Consider the following 21070-nt stretch of genomic DNA (forward strand, 5'->3'; position numbering starts at 1 on the left):
GGCGGACCCGCCTCCGGACGGTCGGATGATGGGCAGGCCGAGGGGTCGAATGACGGGCCAGAGCGTAGAATGACGGGCGGCCGGCGGATTTCCGCCGGCCGCTTCCTTTCCTCCCCTACGCACGGATCGCACCATGGGTGCCGCTTCGCCGACCCCTGTTTCCGCAGCCACGCCGCCCGGCGCGATGGCCGTCGCGCTCGCGCTGGGAGCGGTCTACCTGGTCTGGGGCTCGACCTACCTGGGCATCCGCTTCGCGCTCGAGGGCGGCTGGCCGCCGCTGCTTATGGCGGGACTGCGCTTCCTCGCCGCCGGCGGGTTGCTGTACGCGGTGCTGCGCGCCCGCGGCGTGCCGGCGCCGACGCGCGTGCAGTGGCGCGACCTGTGGTTCATGGGACTGCTGCTGCTGGGACTCGGCAACGGCATGGTATGCATCGCGCAGCAGACGGTGTCCTCCGGCCTCGCGGCCGTGGCCGTGGCCTCCTGTCCGCTGTGGATCGGCCTGTTCGCGGCGCTGCGCGGCGAGCGGCCCTCGCGGCTGGAGATCGTCGGCCTGGCGATCGGCTTCGCGGGCGTGGCCTGGCTCAACGCCGGCAGTTCGCTCACCGCCTCGCCGCAGGGACTGATCGCGCTGCTGGTGGCGCCGCTGGCCTGGGCCTTCGGCTCGGTGTGGAGCCGTGGCCGCGCGCTGCCGTCGCCGTTCATGGCGGCCGCGGCGCAGATGCTCTGCGGCGGCGTGCTGCTGGTGCTGGCGGGCGTGCTGCTGGGCGAGCGCATCGAGGCCATGCCCACGCTGCGCGGCTGGCTGGCGGTGTCCTACCTGGCCGTGTTCGGTTCGATCGTGGCGTTCTCGGCCTATGCCTGGCTGCTGCAGAACGTGCGCGCCTCGCTGCTGGGCAGCTACGCCTACGTGAACCCGGTGATCGCGGTGCTGCTGGGCACCCTGCTGGCGGGCGAGCGCTTCGGCGCCAACGACCTCGGCGCGATGGCGGTGATTCTGGCCGGCGTGGTCGCGATCACCGTGGCCAGCGCGCGCCGGCGCCGGCCCGTGCCGCTGCAGGCGGCGCCGTCGCCCGTGGCAGAACCGGTCGCCGCGGCCGGCGACGCGGATCCGCGCCGTTGAGCATGGACGCGCGCACCCGCGGCCTCTGGATGGCGGTCGCGGCCTTCGTGATCTGGGGCCTGATGCCGCTGTACTGGCACCTGCTCAAGCAGGTGCCCTCGCTGCAGGTGGTCCTGCACCGCGCGCTGTGGTCGGCGCTGCTGGTGGCGGCCTTCCTCACCCTGACGCGCGGGCGCGGCTGGCTGCGCGCGGTGCTGTCGCAGCCGCGGCTCGCGGCCATGCTGCTCGCCTCGGGCCTTCTGATCGGCTTCAACTGGAGCCTGTACGTCTGGGCGGTGAACGCCGGTCACGTCGTCGAGACCAGCCTGGGATATTTCATCAACCCGCTGCTCAACGTGGTGATCGGCGTGATGTTCCTGCGCGAGCGCCTGCTGCCGGCGCAATGGGTGGCGGTGGCGCTGGCCGCCTGCGGCGTGCTCTGGCTGACCTTCAACTACGGCAGCTTCCCCTGGATCGCGATGGCGCTGGCGGGCTCGTTCGCGCTGTACGGCCTGATCCGCCGGCAGGCGCAGGTGGACGCGGTGGCCGGGCTGGGCGTGGAGAACCTGTACCTGCTGGTGCCGGCGGCGGCGCTGCTGGCCTGGCTGGAGCCGGGCGGTGGCGGCGGCTTCTTCAGCCTGCGCTGGGGCTGGGGCACCAACCTGCTGCTGGTGCTGGGCGGAGCGCTCACCGCGCTGCCGCTGATCGGGTTCGCCTACGCGGTGCGCCAGGTGTCGCTGTCCACCGTCGGCCTGCTGCAGTACCTGGCGCCGACGCTGCAGCTGCTGTGCGGCGTGCTGGTGTTCGGCGAGGCCTTCGGCCGCGACCGCGCCATCGGCTTCGCGATGATCTGGGCGGGGCTGGCGGTCTTCGCGATCGACGGCTTCCTGCGCGCGCGGCGCCGGATCGTCGCGCAGCAGGCCTGACGCCCCGGCGTTCCTGCCCGGGGCCATGCGCCGCCGGCAGGCGTGTCAGGCCGCGCGCAGGGCGTCGGTGACCGGCATCGTGGCCGCACGCACCGCCGGGAACAGTCCGCCGACGAAGCCGATCGCCAGCGCCCACTTCAGGCCTTCCCACAGCAGCCCCGGCGAGACCTTGAACTCGAAGGTCAGCTGCGACATGCCGCCGGCCAGGGTGGACGCGGTATAGCCGTTGAACACCAGCCAGGCCAGCAGCCCGCCGAGCGCGCCGCCCAGCAGGGCCAGCAGCATGGTCTCCAGCATCACCGCCACCACCACCGGCATGCCGCGGAAGCCGATCGCACGCAGGGTGGCGATCTCGCGGGCGCGCGAGGCGACGCTCGCGAACATGGTGTTGAGCGCGCCGAACACCGCACCGATGGCCATGATCGAGCCGACCACGATGCCGATGATGCGCAGCAGCTTCGACACGCTTTCCGACTGCGCCTGGAAGTACTCGAGCGTGGTCCGGGCCTCGACCTGCAGCCGCGGGTCGGCGGCCAGCGTGGCCTTGAAGGCCTTGAAGGAGGAGGCGTCGGCCAGGCGCGCGAACACCGAGGCGCGGCTGCTGCCGCGGCGATAGGTGGTGGCGACGATCCCGGCGTCGGCCCACATCTCCGACTCCATCGAGTCGCCGGATTCGAACACGCCGACCACGGTCCAGGGCTGGGTGCCGAGCCGCACCTCGGCGCCGGGTTCGAGTCCGGTGAACTGGCGCCGCGCGCCCTTGCCCACGACCAGTTCGCGCTTGCCGGCCTCGAAACGGCGGCCTTCCACCACGGTCACGTTCGGCCGCACCGCCCAGGCCATGTCGCCGACGCCGCGCAGCTGCACGCTGCCATCCTCGTCGGCGCCGCCGCCGCGGAGCGGCAGGTTGGCCGCCACCACCAGCTCCGGCGAGGCCAGCGGCCGGCCGTCGGCATCGCGCGCGATCTCCGGCGCGCGCTCGATGGTGGTGATGGCGTCGCGCCCCAGCACGGACATCAGCTCGGCCGAGGAGCCGCCGCGGAGGACGATCGCCGTCTCCTCGTCGCCGCTGCTGCTGACCGTGTGCCGATAGCCTTCGGCCATGGCCAGCAGCGCCACCAGCACGCCGACCACGCCGGCGATGCCGATCACCACCACCGACGACGCGCCCAGCCGCTGCGACAGCGTGCCGATGCCGACGCCGGTCACCGAGGCCGCCTGGCGACCGCTGCGCGTGCCCAGCATCCACAGCGCGATCGCCGCGGCCACGGCCAGCAGCGCCCACCAGGGCAGGACGATCCACACCGCGAGCGCCGCCGCGAGCAGCAGGACCAGTCCGGCGCCGCGGAGGAACTTCCCGAAACCTTTCATCTGCATGTCCCCTTGTGTCTGCGGTCAGCGGCCCGCGAGGGCGTCGACGATGTTCAGGCGCATGGCGCGCAGCGCGGGCAGTGCGCCCACCAGCAGGCCGATGCCGAGCATCAGGGCCAGGCCCAGCAGCCAGCTCTGCAGGCCCACGGGAGGCAGGTTGACGAGGCCGCCGCTGGCGGTCGTGGCGCCGGCGCCGATCAGCGCCGCCAGGCCCAGGCCGATCACGCCACCGATCACCACCATCAGCATCGACTCGGCCAGCACCATCCCCAGCACGCTGCCGCTGGAGAAGCCGAGGGTCTTCAGCACCGCCAGCTCCGAGGTGCGTTCCCGCACCGCCTGCGCCATGGTGTTGCCGGTGAGCAGGAGCAGGGTGAAGAAGACCGCGCCCATGATCGAGCCGACGATCAGACCGATGTCGGCCATCTGCTTGAGCTGCGAGGCCATCGCCGCCTGCTCGCTCATGGTCCTGGTCTCGTGCGGCGAGTTGGCCGACAGCGCGTCGATGGCCCTGGCCGCGGCGTCGCTGCGCCGCACGTCGGAGACGCGGCTGATGTACCAGCCGACGTCGCCGTCGATATAGGGCGTGGATTCCTCGAAATAGTCGTAGTGCATCAGGATCAGTGCGTCGGTGAAGCCGCCGCCCTTGCCGTCTTTCGCGCGCAGCGTGCCCACGATGTCGAAGGCCCAGTCGAGGCTGCCGTCGCTGTTGGGATAGATGGTCGACTGCAGCGGGATGCGCTGGCCGACTTCCCAGTCGAAGCGCCTCATCATCGTTTCGCCCACCAGCATGCCGGTACGGTTGCGCTTCCATGCTTCGAGCTCCGCCGGATCGACTTCGATCTCCGGGTAGAGGTCGAGGTAGTTCGATGCGACGGCGAAGGTGAACAGCTGGTTCTTCGGGTCCTGGTAGGCGCCGCCGAACCAGTTGGCGTGGGTCACCGCCTCGATGTTGTCGATGCCGGCGATGCGCGACTGCAGCGAGATCGGCAGGGTTTCGATGAAGGACAGCTTCGAGGCGGTCTGCAGGCGCTGCGCGCCGTCGGCATTGCGCCCGAGCTCGGCGAAGCTGGTGCGGATACCGTCGAGCAGGCCGAACAGCAGGAACGCGGCCACGATCGAGGCCAGGGTCAGGAAGGTGCGGGCCTTGCGCCGGAACAGCGCCGCCCAGATCAGGTGCAGGTACTTCATGGCGGTCTCCTTGGGCCGGGCCGGTGCCGCCGCGTGCGGCGGTCCGGCCGGTCAGGCGGGACTCTCAGGCGGCGTGCTCGGGCTGCTCGACCAGCACGCCCTTGTCCAGGTGCAGGGTGTGGCTGGCGTAGCCGGCGGCCTTCGGGTCGTGGGTGACCATGACGATGGTCTTGCCGTGCTCGCGGTTGAGTTCCTGCAGCAGGCCCAGGATCTCCTCGGCCGAATGGCGGTCGAGGTCGCCGGTGGGCTCGTCGCAGATCAGCAGCGTCGGGTCGGAGACGATCGCGCGCGCGATCGCCACGCGCTGCTGCTGGCCGCCGGAGAGTTCCGCCGGTTTGTGCGACACACGGTCGGACAGGCCCACCAGCTCCAGCGCGATCTGCGCGTGCCGCTTGCGCTGCGCGCCGCCGAGCTTCGTCAGCAGCAGCGGCAGCTCGACGTTTTTCTGCGCCGTGAGCGCCGGCATCAGGTTGTAGAACTGGAAGACGTAGCCGACGTTCCGGCTGCGCCAGCTGGCCAGTTCGCCGGCGCCCATGCGGTCGATGCGCTGGCCGTCGACGTCGATCTCGCCGCTGGTGGGCGCATCCAGCCCGCCGATCAGGTTCAGCAGCGTGGTCTTGCCCGAACCCGACGGCCCCATCAGGGCCACGAAGTCGCCGCGGGCGATGTCGAGGTCGATGCCGTGCAGCACGTCGACCTTCTCCGGCCCGCGCTGGTAGGTCTTGGTGAGGTTGCGGATCGATACTAGGGTGCTCATGGGGCCTGCCTTGTGTCCGATGGGGCGACGCGGGGTCATTCGGCGACGATGCGGATCCTGTCACCGTCGCCCAGGGACGCCGGTGGATCGAGTACGACGGTCTCGCCCGGCGCGATGCCGGAGACCACGGTGCGCTGGCCACCGGGAGCGGCGGTGGTGCCCACGGTGCGCAGTTCGGCCACTTCGCCGCCGGCCTCGCCGGCGACCACGAAGGCGACCTCGCCGCCGTCGCGGCTGGCGATCGCGGCGGCGGGCACGCGCACGCCGCGCGGCACCTCTCCGGCGTCGCCCGGCGCGCGCTCGAGGAAGCTCACGGTCACGCCCATGTCGGGCACGATCCGCGGATCCTTTTCCTTCAGGGCCACGCGCACCTTGACCGTGGCCTTGCCGCGGTCGGCGGTGGGGATGATGGCGATCACCTCGGCCGGGATCTTCCAGTCCGGGTAGGCGTTGAGCGTGGCCTCGACCGGCATCTTCGCCTGTACGCGACCGATGTAGGCCTCGCCGACATCGACTTCGATCTCGAGCGAGTCCATGTCGACGATGGTGCCGATGCCGGTACGGGTGAAGCCGCCGCCGGCCGACAGCGGCGACACGATCTCGCCGGGCTGCGCGGCCTTGGCGATGACCACGCCGGCGAAGGGCGCGCGGACAATGGTGTTGTCGACGCCGATGCCGCTGATGCGCAGCTGCTCGTCGGCGACACGGGCACTGCGCTGCGCCGTGGCGAGCTGGGCGCGCAGGGTGTCGCGCTGCGCCACCGCCTGCTCGTACTGCGCCCGCGACACCAGCTGGCCCTGCACCAGCTGCGACAGCCGGCGGGCGTTCGCCTCGGCCTCCACCAGCTGGGCGCGCACGCCGTCGACCTGGCTGCGCGTGGCGGCGAGCTGCGCACGCGCAAGGTCGTTCTGGGCATCGGCGTCGATCGGGTCGAGGGTGGCCATGACCTGGCCCTCGGCCACCGCCATGCCTTCCTCGATCAGCACCTCGCGCACGCGGCCGGTGATCTTGGCCGAGACGGTCGCCATGCGCCGCGCGACGACGTAGCCGCTGGCGTCGAGCACCGAGGCCGCGCCGCTGCCGCCGGCACCACCGACCGCGATGGCCGGGGCGGTGCGCACCTCCACGCCGCGCTCGCCGCCCAGCAGCGCCCAGACGGCACCCGCCAGCAGCGCCACGACGATGACCGCGAGCGTGATCCACAGGCCGCGCCGGGACGGTGGCGGCTCGGGCCGCCGCTCGATGCGGAGTTCCTTCAACAGGTCGGCTTTGCTGTTCATCGGATCCCTTGACGACGGCAAGGGCCGGAGTGTGACCGCTGGACGGGCCGACGTCACCTGACGGCTGTCAGGTTCGATGGGTGATGGCCGCGACTGCCCTGCGAATGCGCCAGCTCGCACTCTGGACGCCTCCCGAAGGAGGGCGATCCATGACACACCGCTTCGACATCCCGCTGGCCAGCCTCGAGGGCGCGCACAAGCGCTACGGGCGGACGCTCGCCCTGGACGGCGTCGACCTCGAGCTGCACGGCGGCCAGGTGCTGGCCCTGCTCGGCGCCAATGGCGCGGGGAAGACCAGTGCGATCTCGCTCCTGCTCGGCCTGGTCGCACCCGATGCGGGCGAAGTCCGCCTCTCGGGCCGTGCCCCCGGCACGCTGGCCGCGCGTCGCGGCGTCGGCGTGATGCTGCAGTCCGGCGCGCTGCCACCGACGCTGAAGGTGCGGGAGTTGCTCGACCTGACCCGCAGCTACTATCCCGACCCGCGCAGTGTCGCCGAATGCGCGGCGATCGCGGGCCTCGCCGGACTGCTCGGGCGTCGCTATGACGCGCTCTCCGGCGGCCAGCAGCGCCGCGTCCAGTTCGCGCTCGCGATCTGCGGACGGCCGACCCTGCTGTTCCTCGACGAGCCCACGACCGGCCTGGACATTGAAGCCCGCCAGGGCCTCTGGCATGGCGTGCGCGATCTGGTCGCTGAAGGTGCCTCGGTGCTGCTGACCACGCATTACCTGGAAGAGGCCGAGGCCCTGGCCGACCGCGTGGTGGTGCTGGCCGGCGGACGCGTCGTGGCCGAAGGCAGCCTGGAGGCGGTGCGCGCGCGCGTCGACCAGCGTCGCATCCGCTGCGTGACCACGCTCGACGTCGAGGCGGTCGCGCGCTGGCCGGGGGTACGTTCGGCCAGGCGCGATGGTGTGCGCCTGGACGTGGTTGCCGGTATCGCGGAGGACGTCGTGCGCCGCCTGCTCGCCGCCGACGCGGCGCTGTCGGACCTCGACGTCAGCCGCGCCGGCCTCGCCGAGGCCTTCCTCGAAATCACCCGCGAAGCGCCGCTCACGGAGGCCGCGTGATGGACACGATCGTCGATGCATCCGCCGCGCCTGCCGCCCACCCACGCTTCGCCCTGCGCAGCTACCTGCTGGAGGCGAAGTACGAGTTCCTGGGTCTGATGCGCACGCCGATGTTCGCCCTGCCCACGCTGTTGTTCCCGGTGATGTTCTACCTGCTGTTCGGCGTGGCCATGAACCGCGGCGGCGGCGCCAGCCAGTACCTGCTCGCGACCTATGGCGTGTTCGGGGTGATGGGCGCGGCGCTGTTCGGTTTCGGCGTGACCGTGGCCATGGATCGCGAACGCGGCCTGCTCGCGCTCAAGCGCGCGTTGCCGGTGCCGCCGGGCGCGTACCTGCTGGCGAAGATGGCGACGGCGCTGCTGTTCTCGGCCCTGGTCTGCCTGCTGCTGGCGACGATCGCGGCGACCCTGGCCCGGGTGGCGCTGTCTCCCTCGCAGTGGCTGCTGCTGTGGGCGGTGCACGTGGCCGGCGCGCTCCCGTTCTGCGCGCTGGGCCTGTATATCGGCAGCCTCGCCGGCGGCTCGGCCGCGCCGGTGGTGGTCAACCTGCTCTATCTGCCGATGTCATTCCTGTCCGGCCTGTGGCTGCCGCTGTCGGCGCTGCCCGATGCGCTGGCGCGGCTGGCGCCGGCGTGGCCGTCGTACCACCACGGGCAACTGGCGCTGAAGGTGGTGGACATGGATGCCGGACAGCCGGTGGCGATGCACGTGGGCGTACTGGCCGCGGTCACGCTCGGCTTCTTCGTCCTGGCGCGCGCCAGGCTGGCGCGGCGCGGTTGAGCCCACCACATGAACCGCTGGCCAGAGATCCTCGCCGCAAGTGCCATCGCTGCCGCCATCACCGGCGCCGTGGTGCTTGCACAGTCCCCGGCCCCGGCCCCGGCCGCCGCCGCGGCCGACCAGGCCATCGTCCTGCCTTCCGGAGGAGAGGGCGCGGCGTTCGCGCTCTCCGGCGTGCGCGTGTTCGACGGCGAGCGCGTGCTGCCCGTCGCCAACGTCATCGTCCGTGATGGACGCATCGAAGCAGTGGGCGCGGACGTCGCGATCCCCGAGGGCATCGACGTCGTCGACGGCAGTGGTCGCACCCTGTTGCCGGGCTTCATCGATGCGCATACCCACAGCTGGGGCGACGCGCAGCGCGATGCCCTGCGCTTCGGAGTCACCGCAGAGCTGGACATGTTCGGCGACTGGAACCGGATCCCGGAGCTTCGTGCGCAGCGCGAGTCCCTGGCCGCGACCACGCAGGCGGACCTGTGGACCGCGGGCGCCACCGTCACCACCGAGGGCGGGCACGGCACCCAGTTCGGAATCGCGGTGCCCACGCTGCCTGTCGACGGAGACGCCGCCGCCTTCGTCGCCGCACGCGTGGCCGAGGGCTCCGACTACATCAAGCTGATCGTCGAGGACTTCAGCACGCACTCCGGGACGCGGCGGCTGCCGACGATCACCCCGGCGCAGGTGGGAGAGGCGATCGCCGCCGCGCAGGCGGGTGGGCGCCTGGCTCTGGTCCACGCCGCGTCGCAGGCCGATGCCCTGCACGCAGTGGCGTCCGGCGCCGATGGCCTGGTGCATGTCTTCCATGACGTCCCGGCCTCGCCGGCGTTCGTCGCCGCGGCGCGGGACGCGGGCAGTTTCGTGGTGCCGACGCTGTCGGTGATCGCCGGCTTCGCCCGGGACGACAGCGGTGCCACGCTCGCCGGCGACGCGCGCCTGGCTCCCTGGGTCGGTGCCGACCAGCGCGCGACGCTCTCCGCCACTTTCCCGGGTCCGGCGCGTCCGCAGGCGCTGGCCAGCGCACTGCGCAGCGTCGGTGCCCTGCATGCCGCCGGCGTGGACGTGCTTGCGGGCACGGATGCCGGGAATCCGGGGACGGCCCACGGCGCCAGCATGCACGGCGAACTCGCGCTTCTGGTGCGCGCCGGGCTGTCGCCGACCGACGCCCTCGCCGCCGCGACTTCGGTCCCCGCGCGCCGCTTCGGTCTCGGCGACCGCGGCCGCATCGCGCCCGGACTGCGCGCCGATCTGCTGCTGGTCGAGGGCGATCCGACCGCCGACATCACCGTCACCCGCGCCATCGCCGGCGTCTGGAAGAACGGCCACGCCGTCGCGCGCCCGCGCATGGACCGTGTCCTGGCCGTGCCCATGATCCCGGAAGGCGCGTTGGTGGCGGACTTCGAGGACGGCGGCACGAGCGTCCGCTTCGGCCACGGCTGGCAGCTCACCACCGACGCCATCGTCGGTGGCACGTCCATCGCCGACCAGGCCTGGACCGGAGGCGGCGCGGCCGGCTCGCACGGCGCGCTGCGCGTGCACGGTGAGATCCGCCCTGGCTTCGCCTTCCCCTGGGCCGGCACCATGTTCCATCCCGGCGCGGAACCGATGCAGCCGGTCGACGCCTCGGCGCGCACCGAGCTGGTCTTCCAGGCGCGCGGCGACGGCCGCGTCTACCAGGCGATGCTGTTCTCGGGCCCTTCGATGCAGTCGATGCCGGCCATGCAGTCCTTCACCGCCGGCCCCGCGTGGAGCGAAGTGCGCATCCCGCTGTCGACCTTCGCCGGCGCGGATCCCGCGACCCTGCGCGCGGTGGCGATCGCCGCCGGTCTTCCCGAAGGCGGCTTCGAACTGTTCATCGACCGGGTCGAGCTGCGCTGAGTGGTGCATCATCGCGCCATGCTGCAGGAAGGTACTCCAGGCAGGGCGAAGCCGGGCTGGCGCGCGTGGTTCGCGCCGGCGCCGGATTCGCTGATGGCGGCGACCCTGCGCCAGGGTCGACCGCAGTGGGTGGAATGGGTGCACCTGATCTGGTCGGCCTGGGTGTTCATCACCCCGCTGTTCACGCCGGCGGGCCACAGCCTCCGATGGCTGCTGCTGACACTGGCGTCGTATCCCCTGTTCCTCTGGCTGTATGCCATGGCACTGCTGCGCCCGCAGCGCGTCGCGCCCCGCCATGCGCTGGCGATGGTCGCGCTGGGCATGATGCTCCTGCCGTGGTACCCGTCGGGGATGAGCTACTTCATCTTCGGCTGCGTGATGCTGCGGACCTGGCGCAGCGCTTCGCTGCGCGACTACATGCTGGTTCTGGCCGCGCTGGTCGCGGTGTTCATGGGGCTGGCGCTGGCGATCGGCTATCCGTGGCAGGCGGTGGTGTGGCTGCCGATGGTGACCATGACGGTCGCCCTGCTGGTCCACGCCGACCACGTCGCCCAGCGCAAGGATGCCGCGCTCCGGCTGTCGCATGACGAAGTGCGCAGGCTCGCCGGGCTTGCCGAGCGCGAGCGCATCGGACGCGACCTGCACGACCTGCTCGGGCACACGCTGTCTCTGGTGGCGCTGAAGTCGGACCTTGCCGCGCGCCTGGTGGAGCGCGATCCCGCTGCCGCGCGCTGCGAGATCGACGCCGTCAGCCGGGTCGCGCGCGATGCGTTGGCGCAGGTGCGGTCGGCGGTCAGCGGCATCCGCGCCGCGGGCATCGCCGCCGAGCTGGCCTCCGCGAAGCTGCTGCTGGAGTGCGAGGGCGTGGTCCTGCGGCACGACTGGGAAGAGGGCGGGCCGGGCGGCGGTGCGTTGCCGGCGGAGGTCGAGACGGCGCTGGCACTGGTCGTGCGCGAAGCGGTCACCAACATCCAGCGGCATGCCGGCGCCGCCAGCGCCGAGGTGGCGCTGCGCAGCGGTGAGGGATGCGTGGTGCTGCGCGTCAGCGACGACGGTCGAGGTGGAACGATCGCACCCGGAAACGGCCTGGTCGGCATGCGCGAACGCGTGGAATCACTCGGCGGGCGGCTGGCGGTGGAGTCCGACCCTGGCCGGGGCACCGTGGTCGAGGCCTGGCTGCCGCTGGATGGCGACCCGGACGATGGCATCGCGGGAGCCGATGGCGATCCACCGGCGGCGGCAGCCCGATGATCCGCATCGTCCTTGCCGAAGACCAGGCCATGCTGCGTGGCGCGCTGGCAGCGCTGCTGGGCATGGAGCGGGACATCGAAGTCGTGGGCGTGGCCGGCGACGGTGAAGAAGCATGGCGGGAACTGCAGCGCGCCACCCCGGATCTTCTGGTCACCGACATCGAGATGCCCGGCCTGACCGGCCTCGAGCTCGCGCAGCGCATCCAGCGCCACGGCCTGGCGACGAAGGTGGTCATCGTCACCACCTTCGCCCGCGCCGGCTACCTGCGCCGCGCGCTCGACGCGGGGGTGCTGGGCTACCTGCTGAAGGACGCGCCTGTCGAGCAGCTCGCGGGCGCGCTGCGCACGGTGCACGGCGGCGGCCGCGCGATCGATCCGCAGCTGGCGCTCGAAGCCTGGTCGGACGCCGATCCGCTCAACGAACGCGAACGCCAGGTGCTGCGCCTGGCCGGCGAAGGCCGCTCCTCCGGCGACATCGCCGTCGCGCTGAATCTCTCGCAGGGCACCGTGCGCAACTATCTGTCGGAAGCCATCGGCAAGCTCGGCGTCGGCAACCGCATCGAGGCCGCGCGCCTGGCCCGGCAGAAAGGCTGGCTGTAGGAACGGCTTGCAGGAGCGGCCATAGCCGCGATAGCCGACCCTGCGCCGGTCCATTCGCGGCTGTAGCCGCTCCTGCAGGGTTGCGGGGGCGGTCAGCGGCCGGCGCGGGCCTTCAGCATCGCGTACGCGGCGCGCAGGCCCAGGGCCTCGCCGCCGGCCGGACGGCCGGGGCGGTCGGTGTCGTTCCAGGCATAGGTGTCCAGGTGCGCCCAGGGCAGGCCCTCGGGCACGAAGCGCTCCAGGTACAGCGCCGCGGTGACGCTGCCGGCCATCTTCGATCCGGCGTTGGCGAGGTCGGCGACCTTGCTGGTCAGGTAGCGCAGGTACGGCCGCCACAGCGGCATCCGCCACAGCGGGTCGCGCACCTCCATGCCGGCGTCCAGCCATGCTTGCGCCAGCGCATCATCGTTGCTGAAGAGCGCCGGCAGGTCCGGGCCGAGTGCGATGCGCGCGGCGCCGGTGAGGGTGGCGAAGTCGAGGATGAAGTCCGGCGTGTGCTCGGCGGCGTAGGCCAGCGCGTCGCCGAGGATCACCCGGCCCTCGGCGTCGGTGTTGTCGATTTCGACACTGACGCCGGTGCGGGTGGAGATGACCTCGCCGGGGCGGAAGGCCTCGGGACCGATCGCGTTCTCCACCGCCGGCACCAGCAGGGTGATGCGCAGCGGCAGCTTCCGCGCCATCACCAGTTCCGCGAGCGCAATCGCGTGCGCGGCGCCGCCCATGTCCTTCTTCATGTTGCGCATGCCGTCGGCGGGCTTGAGGTCCAGGCCGCCGGTATCGAAGCACACGCCCTTGCCGACGATGGCCACGTGCGGGTGCGCGGCGTCGCCCCAGCGCAGCACCAGCAGGCGCGGCGCGCGGTGCGAGGCGCGGCCCACGGCGTGGATCGCGGGGAAATTGCGCTCCAGCAGGACGCCGCCGGTGATCGCGACGAACTCGGCCCCGTGCGCCCGGGCGATGTCGCCCGCGACGTCCTCGAGCTGTTCCGGACCCATGTCCTGGGTGGGCGTGTTGACCAGGTCGCGGACGCGCGCGGTGGCGGCGAGCAGGTCGACGGTCTCGGGGTCGGCTTCGGACAGCACCAGCCGCGCGCGCGGCGGCTTCGGCGTGCGGTAGCGGTCGAAGGTGTAGCTGCCCAGGCCCCAGCCGAGCTGCAGCGCGCGCAGTGTGTCCGCGGCCGGGTCGCCTGCGGGCGACCAGTCACCGGCGGCCAGTGCGCGCGGCGCGTGCGCATACGCGCAGGGATCCAGCCGGTCGCCGACGCCGAGCACGGCGGCTCCCGGGCCGCCGTCGTCGCCGGGCAGCACCAGGCTGCTGGCAGGCGCGGCGTCGAAGCCGTGCGCGTCCAGCCAGGCCACGACGCGGGCGGGCTGCGCGGTGCGCCAGGCGGCGTACCCGTCGCGGTCGACGATGTGCAGCGGCCGCGTCTGCCCGGCGTCGGCGGCAGCGAGGTAACAGGCGGGAAGCTTCATGCGCGGGAACTCCGGAGGCGGTCGCCCGGCGCGGCGGGCGCCGCGTCGAGCCAGTCGGCCAATGCGGCCAGGGAATCGAAGTGGAGGTCGGGCACGACCTCGGCGTGGCGCCATTCCGCGCGGCGGCCGTCGTCGCCGGCGCGATTGATCCAGCAGCTGCGCAGGCCCGCGCGCGCGGCGCCCGCGACGTCCGCCTCGGGATGGTCGCCGACGTGCAGCACCTGCGCCGGCGGCACGTCCAGCCGCGTGCAGGCGGCAAGGAAGATGGCGGGATCGGGTTTGGCGGCGCCGAAGCTGCAGGCGCTGAGCTGCACGGTGAACAGATGGTCCAGCCCGATGCGCGCGAGATCGGCGTTGCCGTTGCTGAGCGCCGCAACCGGCAGCCGGGCACTGATGCGCTCGAGCGCGTGGATCGCGTCCGGATAGCACTCGACCCGGTTGCGCTCGGCGAAGAAGGCGTCGTAGGCGGCGTCCACCAGAGCCACGTCGCCGCCGCTCTCGCGCAGCGCCGCTTCCAGGGTCAGCCGCCGCAGCGCCGACATGTCGTGCGCCAGCGCCGGGTTTTCGGCGCTCACGCGCGCGCGCAGCGCGCGCATCGCCTCCACGGGGAACATGTCCGCGGTCGCCGGGCTGTGGGTGCGCATCCACGCGTCGAGCACGCGCTCGATGCGCGCGCCGATCGGGGCGAACGGCCACACGGTGTCGTCGAGGTCGAGGGTGATGGCGCGGACGGTGAAAGCCATGCGCTCATTGTACGGCGCGCTACTCCAGCAGCCGCGCCCAGCCTTCCAGGCCCTCGATGCGCGCCAGCACACGCTTGACGCAGACCAGCAGGGGGACCGCCAGCAGCAGCCCGACGATGCCCCACAGCCAGCCGAACACCAGCAGGGCAAGGATCAGCACCAGCGGCGAAAGCTGCATGCGCTGGCCCAGCACCAGCGGCGTGACCAGCTGGCCCTCGAGCGTGTGCAGGCCGAGGTAGATCGCAGCGGGGAGCAGCGCGGGCCCGACCCCGTCCCAGGTCACGAAGCCCATCAGCAGCATCGCGGTGACGCCGATCGCCGGGCCCACGTAGGGCGCGAAGTTGAGCAGGGTCGCGATCGTGCCCCAGAGCAGCGCCTCCGGCAGGTCCAGGCCCAGGCCCCAGTGCAGGATGGCCGCCAGCAGCACGCCCACGCCGACGTTGATCAGGGTGATCGTGAATACGTAGCGCGAGAGGTCGCGCTCGATCGACTGCATGATCTCCACGGTGACCCGCTGCCGCTGGCGGGTCGGCAGCAAGGCGATGGCGCGCTTCTGCAGGTCCTCGCCGAAGACCATGAAGAAGAACGTCAGCAGCACCACTGCGAGGATGCCGCCCGCCACCCGCGGCGCCGTGGCCAGGGCGGCATAGGGGTCGTCGACCTGGGTGCGGACCACCTCGACCCCGCCGTCGCCCTCGCCGCTGGCCTGGCGGGCGATGTCCTCCGCGGCGCGGTTGGCCTGTCGCACCGGTTCGGCGAGCCTGCCCAGTTCCCGGCCGAGCTGGCGCATCTGCCGCGGCGCCTCCTGCATCCAGTCCACCGCCGGCGCCAGCAGCTGCTTGCCCAGCATCGCGGTGCCGGCGATGCCCACGGACAGCACCAGCAGCGCGGCGAGGAAGCGGGGCAGGTGCAGCCGGCGCAGCGCGCGGATCACCGGGTTGCCGACCAGGGCGAAGAACATCGCCAGCAGCACGGGCAGGATCACGCCCTGGGCCGCCCACAGCGTGTAGCCGACCGCGAGCACCGCCAGCACCAGCATGGCCAGCGAGGCACGCGGTCGCTGTCCAGGGGCGGGCCCGTCTGCGGCGGGGGCGTCCACGCCATCGGGGGCGGGGGTCCGGTGGTCGCCATGGACCGACGGGGCCTCAGCGGTGTTCCGACAGTTCGGTCGCCGCTTCGGCGGGGCGGGGAGGCGCGTCCCAGGCGGGATCCTGCCGGCGGGCGCGGTCCGCGGCGGCCGGGGGCCTCGCGGCCGTCGCGGCCGCAGGGGCCTGGCCGACAGTGGCACCGGGAGCGCGGGCGGCATCACCGGCGTCCGCGGCCGCCTCCTGCGCCTGGCCGGCGGCGAACGCCGCCTGCACGGAGCCGACGAGTCCCGCGATGCTGCCCATCAGCTGCAGCCAGCGCGCCGGCTCCGCTCCGGCGATGGTCCTCCCGGGGCGCAGCCAGCCCATGAGGAAGCCGCCGGCCAGGCCGGCCACGATGATGCGTGGCGGGGTCCATCCATCGCGCCAGATCCCGCCGAACACGCGGAAGTCGGCAGCGGTCTCGCGTTCGCGCGCCTCCAGCGCGGCCTCGGCCCGCGCCACCTTCGCCTGGAGTTCTTCGAAGCTCATGCGTCGACTCTCATGGCGGGGTCACGCCCGCGGCGGTGGAGTCCCCCGGCACGCCTTCGCCGCGCGGCTTCGCCCGCTCTTCGGCGCTGTGGGCGCTTTCCGCCGAGCCCGGGCCCGGCATGAAGTCCGCCAGCTCGCCGATGCCCAGGCGGGCCAGCTGTCGCCGCGTCGCCTTCATCCGGGTGTGTTCGAAGGAGGCCGTGGCGCGGTGCAGCGCCAGCCATGCGGCCAGGGCACTCGCGCCACCGCAGATGGCGAGCGACACCGACCAGGGCAGTCCGGCCCGGATGCTCAGCACGACCACCAGCGCGGTCATCAGCAGGAGCCAGGCCGAAGCCCCGAAGACCACCGCCACGCAGGCGAGCACCACGGCGCGTCCGGCGGCGCTGCGCGCCAGCGAGAGGTCGGCGCTGACCAGGGTGCGCAGCGCGCCCGCGGCTTCGCGCGCCGCGCCCAGGCCCGCCAGGCCGCTGTCGCGCAGCTCGCGGACCGTTTCGGCGACGCCCGGCGACGCGTCCGCTTCGGTGGGCGGCTGACCCTGCACGCTCAGCGGTCGCTGCCGCGGGCCAGCCTGGCGATGATCCAGCCCGCCGCGAAGGCCACGCCGAACGAGGCGATCGGGCGCTCACGGATCAGGTCGGCGGCGCTGTCGATCAGGTCGCGGCCCTTGTCGAGCAGCACGTCGACCTGTTCGCTGCCGGCGCCTGCGGCTTCTTCCAGCGCGGACAGGCCGGCGTGTGCGGTATCGGCCAGGTCGGCCTTCAGGTTGGCGCGGCCCAGCCGCATCTCTTCGCCCGCGGCCGCCGCGGCGCCACGAACGGCGTCGGCGGTATCGGCGGCGGCCTGCTTCCAGGTGGCCGCCGGCCTGGGACAGGTTGGCTTTCAGGTTGTCGGTATGGGTCGGGCTCATCACGGTCTCCTTCGGGGGGCGGGGCGGATCATTCCAGAACCAGGCTGCCCTGGCCGCGCCCGCGCTGGATGTGCAGCACCAGCCGGCGGGGCGGATCGGACAGCGCCGCGCGCAGCGCGGCGAGGTCGGCGGCGCGCGTGTTGCCCGCGCCCAGCACGATGTCGCCAGCGCGCAGGCCGCCGCGTGCGGCGCGGCTGGACGGTTCGACGGCTTCCACCAGCACGCCCGAGACTCCGCCGCGGCGCAGGGCCTCGGGCAGCTCGGCCAGGCTGGCGCCGGCCAGGCGCGGATCCAGCTGCTGCCCGGCGAGCGTGCGCGGCTGCTCGCGCAGGGTGGCCTGGATCTGCATCGCGCGGCCGTCGCGGCGCAGGTCGAGGGTGATGCGCGCATCGGGCGCCTGCAGGCCCTGGAAGTTGCGCAGCGATTCGCCGTCGGCGATGCGCTCTCCGTTGGCGGCCACGATCACGTCGCCCGGCCGCAGGCCGGCGGCCGCACCCGCGGAATCGGCGTGCACGCGCGTGACCACGGCACCGCGCGTGCCGGCGGCCAGGCCAAGGGTGGCCGCCAGGCGGTCGTCGAGGTCCTGGGTGTCGATGCCGAGGGAGCCGCGACGCACTTCGCCGGTGGACGCCAGCTGCTGCATCACGTTGCGCGCCAGGTTGGCGGGAATGGCGAAGCCCAGGCCGATGTTGCCGGCCATGCTGCCGCGCGGATTGAAGCTCGCGGTGTTGATGCCGACCAGCTCGCCGCGCAGGTTGACCAGGGCGCCGCCGGAGTTGCCGGGATTGATGCTGGCGTCGGTCTGGATGAAGTTCTGGTAGCCCACCCCGGGCACGTTGGCACGACCGACCGCGGACACGATGCCCGAGGTCACGGTCTGCCCGACGCCGAACGGATTGCCCACCGCGACCACGAAGTCGCCCACCTGCAGCGTGCTGCTGTCTGCCAGCGCGATCGCCTGCAGCGGCGCGCCGCTGTCCGGGACCGGGATGCGCATCAGCGCGACGTCGGTGTCCGCGTCGGAGCCGACGAACTCCGCGGACAGGGTGCGGCCGTCGGCCAGCGTCACCGAGACCTCGTCGGCGCCCTCGATCACGTGGTGGTTGGTGAGCACGTAGCCACGGGTCGCGTCCACGATCACGCCGGAGCCCAGGGACTCGTTGATGCGTTCCTCGGGGATGTCGGGAAACATGCGCCGGAAGAAGGGGTCGCCCGCAAACGGGTTGTTGATGCGCACCCGCTGCCTGGAGTGCACGCTGACGACCGCCGGGGTGACTCGGCGCAGCATCGGGGCGAGCGAGGGCAGCGCCTGGCCGTCCACGGTGACCGGGAGGGACGCGGCCATCGGCACGGACACCGCCGGCACCGGTTCGGCGCGGGCAGGCGCCTCCAGGGCGTCCCGGATGAGCGTCGCTGAGAAACCGCCGAAGGCGGCGGCCGCGACGAGGGCGAGGAGGGTGGTGCGGGTGGAGGCGCGCATGTCCGATCGTTTATCCCGTTTCCGCGGTGGCTGATACGTGAAGCCGGACCGGTGCGAACGGCGCCGCGCGCCCACCGGCCGGCCATTCATCCTAGCAACCGGAACCCGAACGGGAACCGGAACCGGCACAGTGCCTGCGCATGCGTCGAGGCCGGTTGACATCGCTCCGGGCCGCGCGTAGCGTCAACGTCCGCTTTCCACTACATCTTGGGTGGGTAAAGTGGAAATGGCCCAAATGGTGGGGATTGGACCATTCAAGGCACCCGGCGCCGCGGGTGTCTCCGGCGCAGGCCGGGGGTGATCGGCGACACAGACCAGACGGAGGCAAGGTCGCGACGTGCGCGGGCGCGCGGCCGGGCTTTGCCGTCGGTGCGGATGCCCCAGGGCCCGCGCCGGCACCAGGACAGACAACAACCGGTTCGCGCGCGGCCGGGCAGGATCAAGGAGATGGAAGCAGCATGAGCACGGTTCGCCTGGAGGCTGTGAGGAACACGATGGCTGGCACCGAGCGGGAAATCCCGATGCAGCCTGCGTCGGTCGACATCTGGGACAAGAAGTACCGGCTGAAGACCAAGCAGGGCGAAGCGCTGGACGCCGATATCGACGGCACCTGCCAGCGCGTCGCGCGCGCCCTGGCCGACGCCGAGCCGACGGCCGAGGCGCGGCGCTACTGGAACGAGCGCTTCCTGTGGGCGCTGCGCCGCGGCGCGATCCCGGCCGGCCGCATCACCTCCAATGCCGGCGCGCTCGAGCACAAGCCGGCCACCAGCACCATCAACTGCACCGTGTCGGGCACCATCGAGGATTCGATGGACGGCATCCTGCAGAAGGTCCACGAGGCCGGGCTGACGCTGAAGGCCGGCTGCGGCATCGGCTACGAGTTCAGCACCCTGCGGCCGCGCGGCGCCTTCGTCGCCGGCGCCGGCGCCTACACCTCGGGCCCGATGTCCTTCATGGACATCTACGACAGGATGTGCTTCACGGTGTCTTCGGCCGGCGGTCGCCGCGGCGCGCAGATGGGCACCTTCGACGTCAGCCACCCCGACGTGCGCGACTTCATCCGCGCCAAGCGCGAGGACGGGCGCCTGCGCCAGTTCAACCTCAGCCTGCTGATCACCGACGGCTTCATGGAAGCGGTCAAGGCCGACGCCGACTGGCCGCTGGTGTTCCCCTGCGCCGACAAGGAGGTGGACGGCGTCGACCTGGCCGACCCGGCGCAGGTGGTGTGGCGCGAGTGGCCGCAGCACGAGGGCTACGTGGTGCGCGACGACGGCCTGGTGGCCTGCCGTGTGTACGGCAAGGTCAAGGCCCGGCATCTCTGGGACATGATCATGGTCTCGACGTACGACTACGCCGAGCCGGGCTTCCATCCTCATCGACCGCGTCAACGAAATGAACAACAACTGGTGGTGCGAGAACATCCGCGCCACCAATCCCTGCGGCGAGCAGCCGCTGCCGCCCTACGGCGCCTGCCTGCTGGGTTCGATCAACCTGACCAAGTTCGTGCGCGACCCGTTCACCGACCGCGCCGAGTTCGACTGGGAGGAATACAAGGAGGTCGTGCGCGTGTTCACGCGCATGCTCGACAACGTGGTCGAGGTCAACGGACTGCCGCTGCAGCAGCAGCGCGACGAGATCATGCGCAAGCGCCGGCACGGCATGGGCTTCCTCGGCCTGGGCAGCACCATGACCATGCTGCGGATGAAGTACGGTTCGAAGGAGAGCTGCGAGTTCACCGAGCGCATCGCCCGCGACATGGCCGTCGCCGGCTGGGAAACCGGCCTTGCCCTGGCCCGGGAAAAGGGCCCGGCGCCGATCATGGAAGAGCGCTTCACGGTCACGGCCGAGATGCTTCGCAAGCGTCCGGAGATGGCCGCCGACGGCTGGAAGCCCGGCCAGGAGATCCCCGGCAAGGTGCTGCACGCGCGCTACTCGCGCTACATGCAGCAGATCGCCGGGGTCGCCCCGGAGCTGGTCGAGCAGCTCGCCGAGCACGGTGCGCGCTTCACCCACCACAGTTCGATCGCGCCCACCGGCACCATCAGCCTGTCGCTGGCCAACAACGCCTCGAACGGCATCGAGCCTTCGTTCGCGCACCACTACAGCCGCAACGTGATCCGCGAGGGCAGGAAGTCGAAGGAGAAGGTGGACGTGTTCTCCTTCGAGCTGCTGGCCTACCGCCACCTGGTCAACGCCGGCGCGATGCCGTTCAGCGACGACCCGGCCACGGCACTGCCCGACTACTTCATCAGCGCCGACGACATCACGCCGAAGGAGCACGTCGACGTCCAGGCCGCGGCGCAGAAGTGGGTCGACTCCTCGATCTCCAAGACCGCCAACGTCCCGACCGACTATCCGTACGAGGACTTCAAGGACATCTACATGTACGCCCACGCGCAGGGGCTGAAGGGCTGCACCACCTTCCGCTTCAACCCGGCCGCGTTCCAGGGCGTGCTGGTGAAGGACTCCGACCTCGCCAACACCACCTACCGCTTCGAGCTCGAGGACGGCAGCACGGTGGAGGTCAAGGGCAACGAGGAGATCGAGTACGACGGCGAGACCCACACCGCCGCCAACCTGTTCGACGCCCTGAAGGAGGGCTACTACGGCAAGTTCTGAGCGCGCTACATTCCGCCTGCGGGCGCCCCGCCCGCGACCAT

Annotated in this window: 17 protein-coding genes and 2 pseudogenes; 8 read left to right on the top strand and 11 right to left on the bottom strand. The window is 72.0% G+C overall.

Translation table 11 applies throughout. The features are described 5' to 3' along the window. Positions 1 to 133: 133 nt before the first annotated feature. The gene (gene yedA, locus FPZ22_RS08775; RefSeq protein ID WP_144892224.1) at positions 134 to 1120 is read left to right on the top strand and encodes a drug/metabolite exporter YedA; all 987 of its coding nucleotides are present in this window, start codon (positions 134 to 136) and stop codon (positions 1118 to 1120) included. 2 nt (positions 1121 to 1122) lie between these two features. Next, positions 1123 to 2025: an EamA family transporter RarD gene (gene rarD, locus FPZ22_RS08780; protein ID WP_144892226.1), complete on the top strand. Its 903-nt coding sequence runs from the start codon at positions 1123 to 1125 to the stop codon at positions 2023 to 2025. Positions 2026 to 2070: 45 nt separating this feature from the next. Here the strand turns inward: rarD and FPZ22_RS08785 are convergent, their stop codons facing one another. The 4 genes from FPZ22_RS08785 to FPZ22_RS08800 all read right to left on the bottom strand — a co-directional run bounded on the left by FPZ22_RS08785 (position 2071) and on the right by FPZ22_RS08800 (position 6624). Beyond that, complete coding sequence (locus FPZ22_RS08785) at positions 2071 to 3396, bottom strand: ABC transporter permease (RefSeq protein WP_144892228.1); 1326 nt, start codon at positions 3394 to 3396, stop codon at positions 2071 to 2073. Between the two features lie 24 nt (positions 3397 to 3420). Further along, a complete protein-coding gene (locus FPZ22_RS08790) occupies positions 3421 to 4587 on the bottom strand; it encodes an ABC transporter permease (RefSeq protein WP_144892230.1) in 1167 nt (388 codons plus the stop codon). A 64-nt stretch (positions 4588 to 4651) separates the two neighbouring features. Continuing rightward, positions 4652 to 5344, bottom strand: a complete 693-nt coding sequence (locus tag FPZ22_RS08795; RefSeq protein WP_144892232.1) for an ABC transporter ATP-binding protein — start codon at positions 5342 to 5344, stop codon at positions 4652 to 4654. Between the two features lie 35 nt (positions 5345 to 5379). Further along, the gene (locus tag FPZ22_RS08800; protein WP_144892234.1) at positions 5380 to 6624 is read right to left on the bottom strand and encodes an efflux RND transporter periplasmic adaptor subunit; all 1245 of its coding nucleotides are present in this window, start codon (positions 6622 to 6624) and stop codon (positions 5380 to 5382) included. A 149-nt stretch (positions 6625 to 6773) separates the two neighbouring features. On the opposite strand from FPZ22_RS08800, the gene FPZ22_RS08805 reads away from it, so the two are divergent. The 5 genes from FPZ22_RS08805 to FPZ22_RS08825 are packed head-to-tail and all read left to right on the top strand — an operon-like array spanning position 6774 to position 12189. Continuing rightward, positions 6774 to 7688: an ABC transporter ATP-binding protein gene (locus FPZ22_RS08805; protein ID WP_144892236.1), complete on the top strand. Its 915-nt coding sequence runs from the start codon at positions 6774 to 6776 to the stop codon at positions 7686 to 7688. Next, on the top strand, positions 7688 to 8467 hold the full coding sequence (locus FPZ22_RS08810; RefSeq protein WP_144892238.1) for an ABC transporter permease: 780 nt from the start codon (positions 7688 to 7690) through the stop codon (positions 8465 to 8467). Before FPZ22_RS08805 ends, FPZ22_RS08810 begins: the two co-directional genes overlap by 1 nt. A 9-nt stretch (positions 8468 to 8476) precedes the next feature. Beyond that, on the top strand, positions 8477 to 10339 hold the full coding sequence (locus FPZ22_RS08815; protein ID WP_144892240.1) for a CIA30 family protein: 1863 nt from the start codon (positions 8477 to 8479) through the stop codon (positions 10337 to 10339). A gap of 18 nt (positions 10340 to 10357) precedes the next feature. Further along, the gene (locus FPZ22_RS08820) at positions 10358 to 11590 is read left to right on the top strand and encodes a sensor histidine kinase (protein WP_144892242.1); all 1233 of its coding nucleotides are present in this window, start codon (positions 10358 to 10360) and stop codon (positions 11588 to 11590) included. Next, positions 11587 to 12189, top strand: a complete 603-nt coding sequence (locus FPZ22_RS08825) for a response regulator transcription factor (RefSeq protein WP_144892244.1) — start codon at positions 11587 to 11589, stop codon at positions 12187 to 12189. The genes FPZ22_RS08820 and FPZ22_RS08825 overlap by 4 nt, the downstream gene beginning before the upstream one ends. 92 nt (positions 12190 to 12281) lie before the next feature. On the opposite strand, the gene FPZ22_RS08830 is transcribed toward FPZ22_RS08825, so the two are convergent. The 7 genes and pseudogenes from FPZ22_RS08830 to FPZ22_RS08860 form a co-directional block, all read right to left on the bottom strand. Then, positions 12282 to 13661 (bottom strand): leucyl aminopeptidase family protein, encoded by a 1380-nt coding sequence (locus FPZ22_RS08830; RefSeq protein WP_144892246.1) that lies wholly within the window; start codon positions 13659 to 13661, stop codon positions 12282 to 12284. Beyond that, a complete protein-coding gene (locus tag FPZ22_RS08835; RefSeq protein ID WP_144892248.1) occupies positions 13658 to 14404 on the bottom strand; it encodes an HAD family hydrolase in 747 nt (248 codons plus the stop codon). The genes FPZ22_RS08830 and FPZ22_RS08835 overlap by 4 nt, the downstream gene beginning before the upstream one ends. A gap of 19 nt (positions 14405 to 14423) precedes the next feature. Beyond that, positions 14424 to 15443 (bottom strand): AI-2E family transporter, encoded by a 1020-nt coding sequence (locus FPZ22_RS08840; RefSeq protein ID WP_144894076.1) that lies wholly within the window; start codon positions 15441 to 15443, stop codon positions 14424 to 14426. A gap of 106 nt (positions 15444 to 15549) precedes the next feature. Then, entirely contained in the window at positions 15550 to 16020 is a 471-nt protein-coding gene (locus tag FPZ22_RS08845; RefSeq protein WP_144892250.1) for a protein sip-5, read from the bottom strand. A gap of 10 nt (positions 16021 to 16030) precedes the next feature. After that, on the bottom strand, positions 16031 to 16570 hold the full coding sequence (locus FPZ22_RS08850) for a phage holin family protein (RefSeq protein WP_425463041.1): 540 nt from the start codon (positions 16568 to 16570) through the stop codon (positions 16031 to 16033). Next, positions 16567 to 16930: pseudogene (locus tag FPZ22_RS08855) on the bottom strand (hypothetical protein). The gene FPZ22_RS08850 and the pseudogene FPZ22_RS08855 overlap by 4 nt, the downstream one beginning before the upstream one ends. A gap of 28 nt (positions 16931 to 16958) precedes the next feature. After that, positions 16959 to 18410 (bottom strand): trypsin-like peptidase domain-containing protein, encoded by a 1452-nt coding sequence (locus tag FPZ22_RS08860; RefSeq protein ID WP_144892252.1) that lies wholly within the window; start codon positions 18408 to 18410, stop codon positions 16959 to 16961. A 458-nt stretch (positions 18411 to 18868) separates the two neighbouring features. Between FPZ22_RS08860 and FPZ22_RS08865 the strand changes: the two are divergent. After that, positions 18869 to 21029, top strand: a pseudogene (locus tag FPZ22_RS08865) (adenosylcobalamin-dependent ribonucleoside-diphosphate reductase). Positions 21030 to 21070 lie beyond the last annotated feature (41 nt).

Origin of the sequence: Luteimonas granuli (genome assembly GCF_007795095.1) — a bacterium.
GTDB lineage: Bacteria > Pseudomonadota > Gammaproteobacteria > Xanthomonadales > Xanthomonadaceae > Luteimonas > Luteimonas granuli.

Excerpts from the sequence above, each read along its gene's own strand:
- yedA (WP_144892224.1), top strand. The coding sequence starts at position 134 with ATGGGTGCCGCTTCGCCGACCCCTGTTTCCGCAGCCACGCCGCCCGGC.
- rarD (WP_144892226.1), top strand. The coding sequence starts at position 1,123 with ATGGACGCGCGCACCCGCGGCCTCTGGATGGCGGTCGCGGCCTTCGTG.
- FPZ22_RS08785 (WP_144892228.1), bottom strand. The coding sequence starts at position 3,396 with ATGAAAGGTTTCGGGAAGTTCCTCCGCGGCGCCGGACTGGTCCTGCTG.
- FPZ22_RS08790 (WP_144892230.1), bottom strand. The coding sequence starts at position 4,587 with ATGAAGTACCTGCACCTGATCTGGGCGGCGCTGTTCCGGCGCAAGGCC.
- FPZ22_RS08795 (WP_144892232.1), bottom strand. The coding sequence starts at position 5,344 with ATGAGCACCCTAGTATCGATCCGCAACCTCACCAAGACCTACCAGCGC.
- FPZ22_RS08800 (WP_144892234.1), bottom strand. The coding sequence starts at position 6,624 with ATGAACAGCAAAGCCGACCTGTTGAAGGAACTCCGCATCGAGCGGCGG.
- FPZ22_RS08805 (WP_144892236.1), top strand. The coding sequence starts at position 6,774 with ATGACACACCGCTTCGACATCCCGCTGGCCAGCCTCGAGGGCGCGCAC.
- FPZ22_RS08810 (WP_144892238.1), top strand. The coding sequence starts at position 7,688 with ATGGACACGATCGTCGATGCATCCGCCGCGCCTGCCGCCCACCCACGC.
- FPZ22_RS08815 (WP_144892240.1), top strand. The coding sequence starts at position 8,477 with ATGAACCGCTGGCCAGAGATCCTCGCCGCAAGTGCCATCGCTGCCGCC.
- FPZ22_RS08820 (WP_144892242.1), top strand. The coding sequence starts at position 10,358 with ATGCTGCAGGAAGGTACTCCAGGCAGGGCGAAGCCGGGCTGGCGCGCG.
- FPZ22_RS08825 (WP_144892244.1), top strand. The coding sequence starts at position 11,587 with ATGATCCGCATCGTCCTTGCCGAAGACCAGGCCATGCTGCGTGGCGCG.
- FPZ22_RS08830 (WP_144892246.1), bottom strand. The coding sequence starts at position 13,661 with ATGAAGCTTCCCGCCTGTTACCTCGCTGCCGCCGACGCCGGGCAGACG.
- FPZ22_RS08835 (WP_144892248.1), bottom strand. The coding sequence starts at position 14,404 with ATGGCTTTCACCGTCCGCGCCATCACCCTCGACCTCGACGACACCGTG.
- FPZ22_RS08840 (WP_144894076.1), bottom strand. The coding sequence starts at position 15,443 with ATGCTGGTGCTGGCGGTGCTCGCGGTCGGCTACACGCTGTGGGCGGCC.
- FPZ22_RS08845 (WP_144892250.1), bottom strand. The coding sequence starts at position 16,020 with ATGAGCTTCGAAGAACTCCAGGCGAAGGTGGCGCGGGCCGAGGCCGCG.
- FPZ22_RS08860 (WP_144892252.1), bottom strand. The coding sequence starts at position 18,410 with ATGCGCGCCTCCACCCGCACCACCCTCCTCGCCCTCGTCGCGGCCGCC.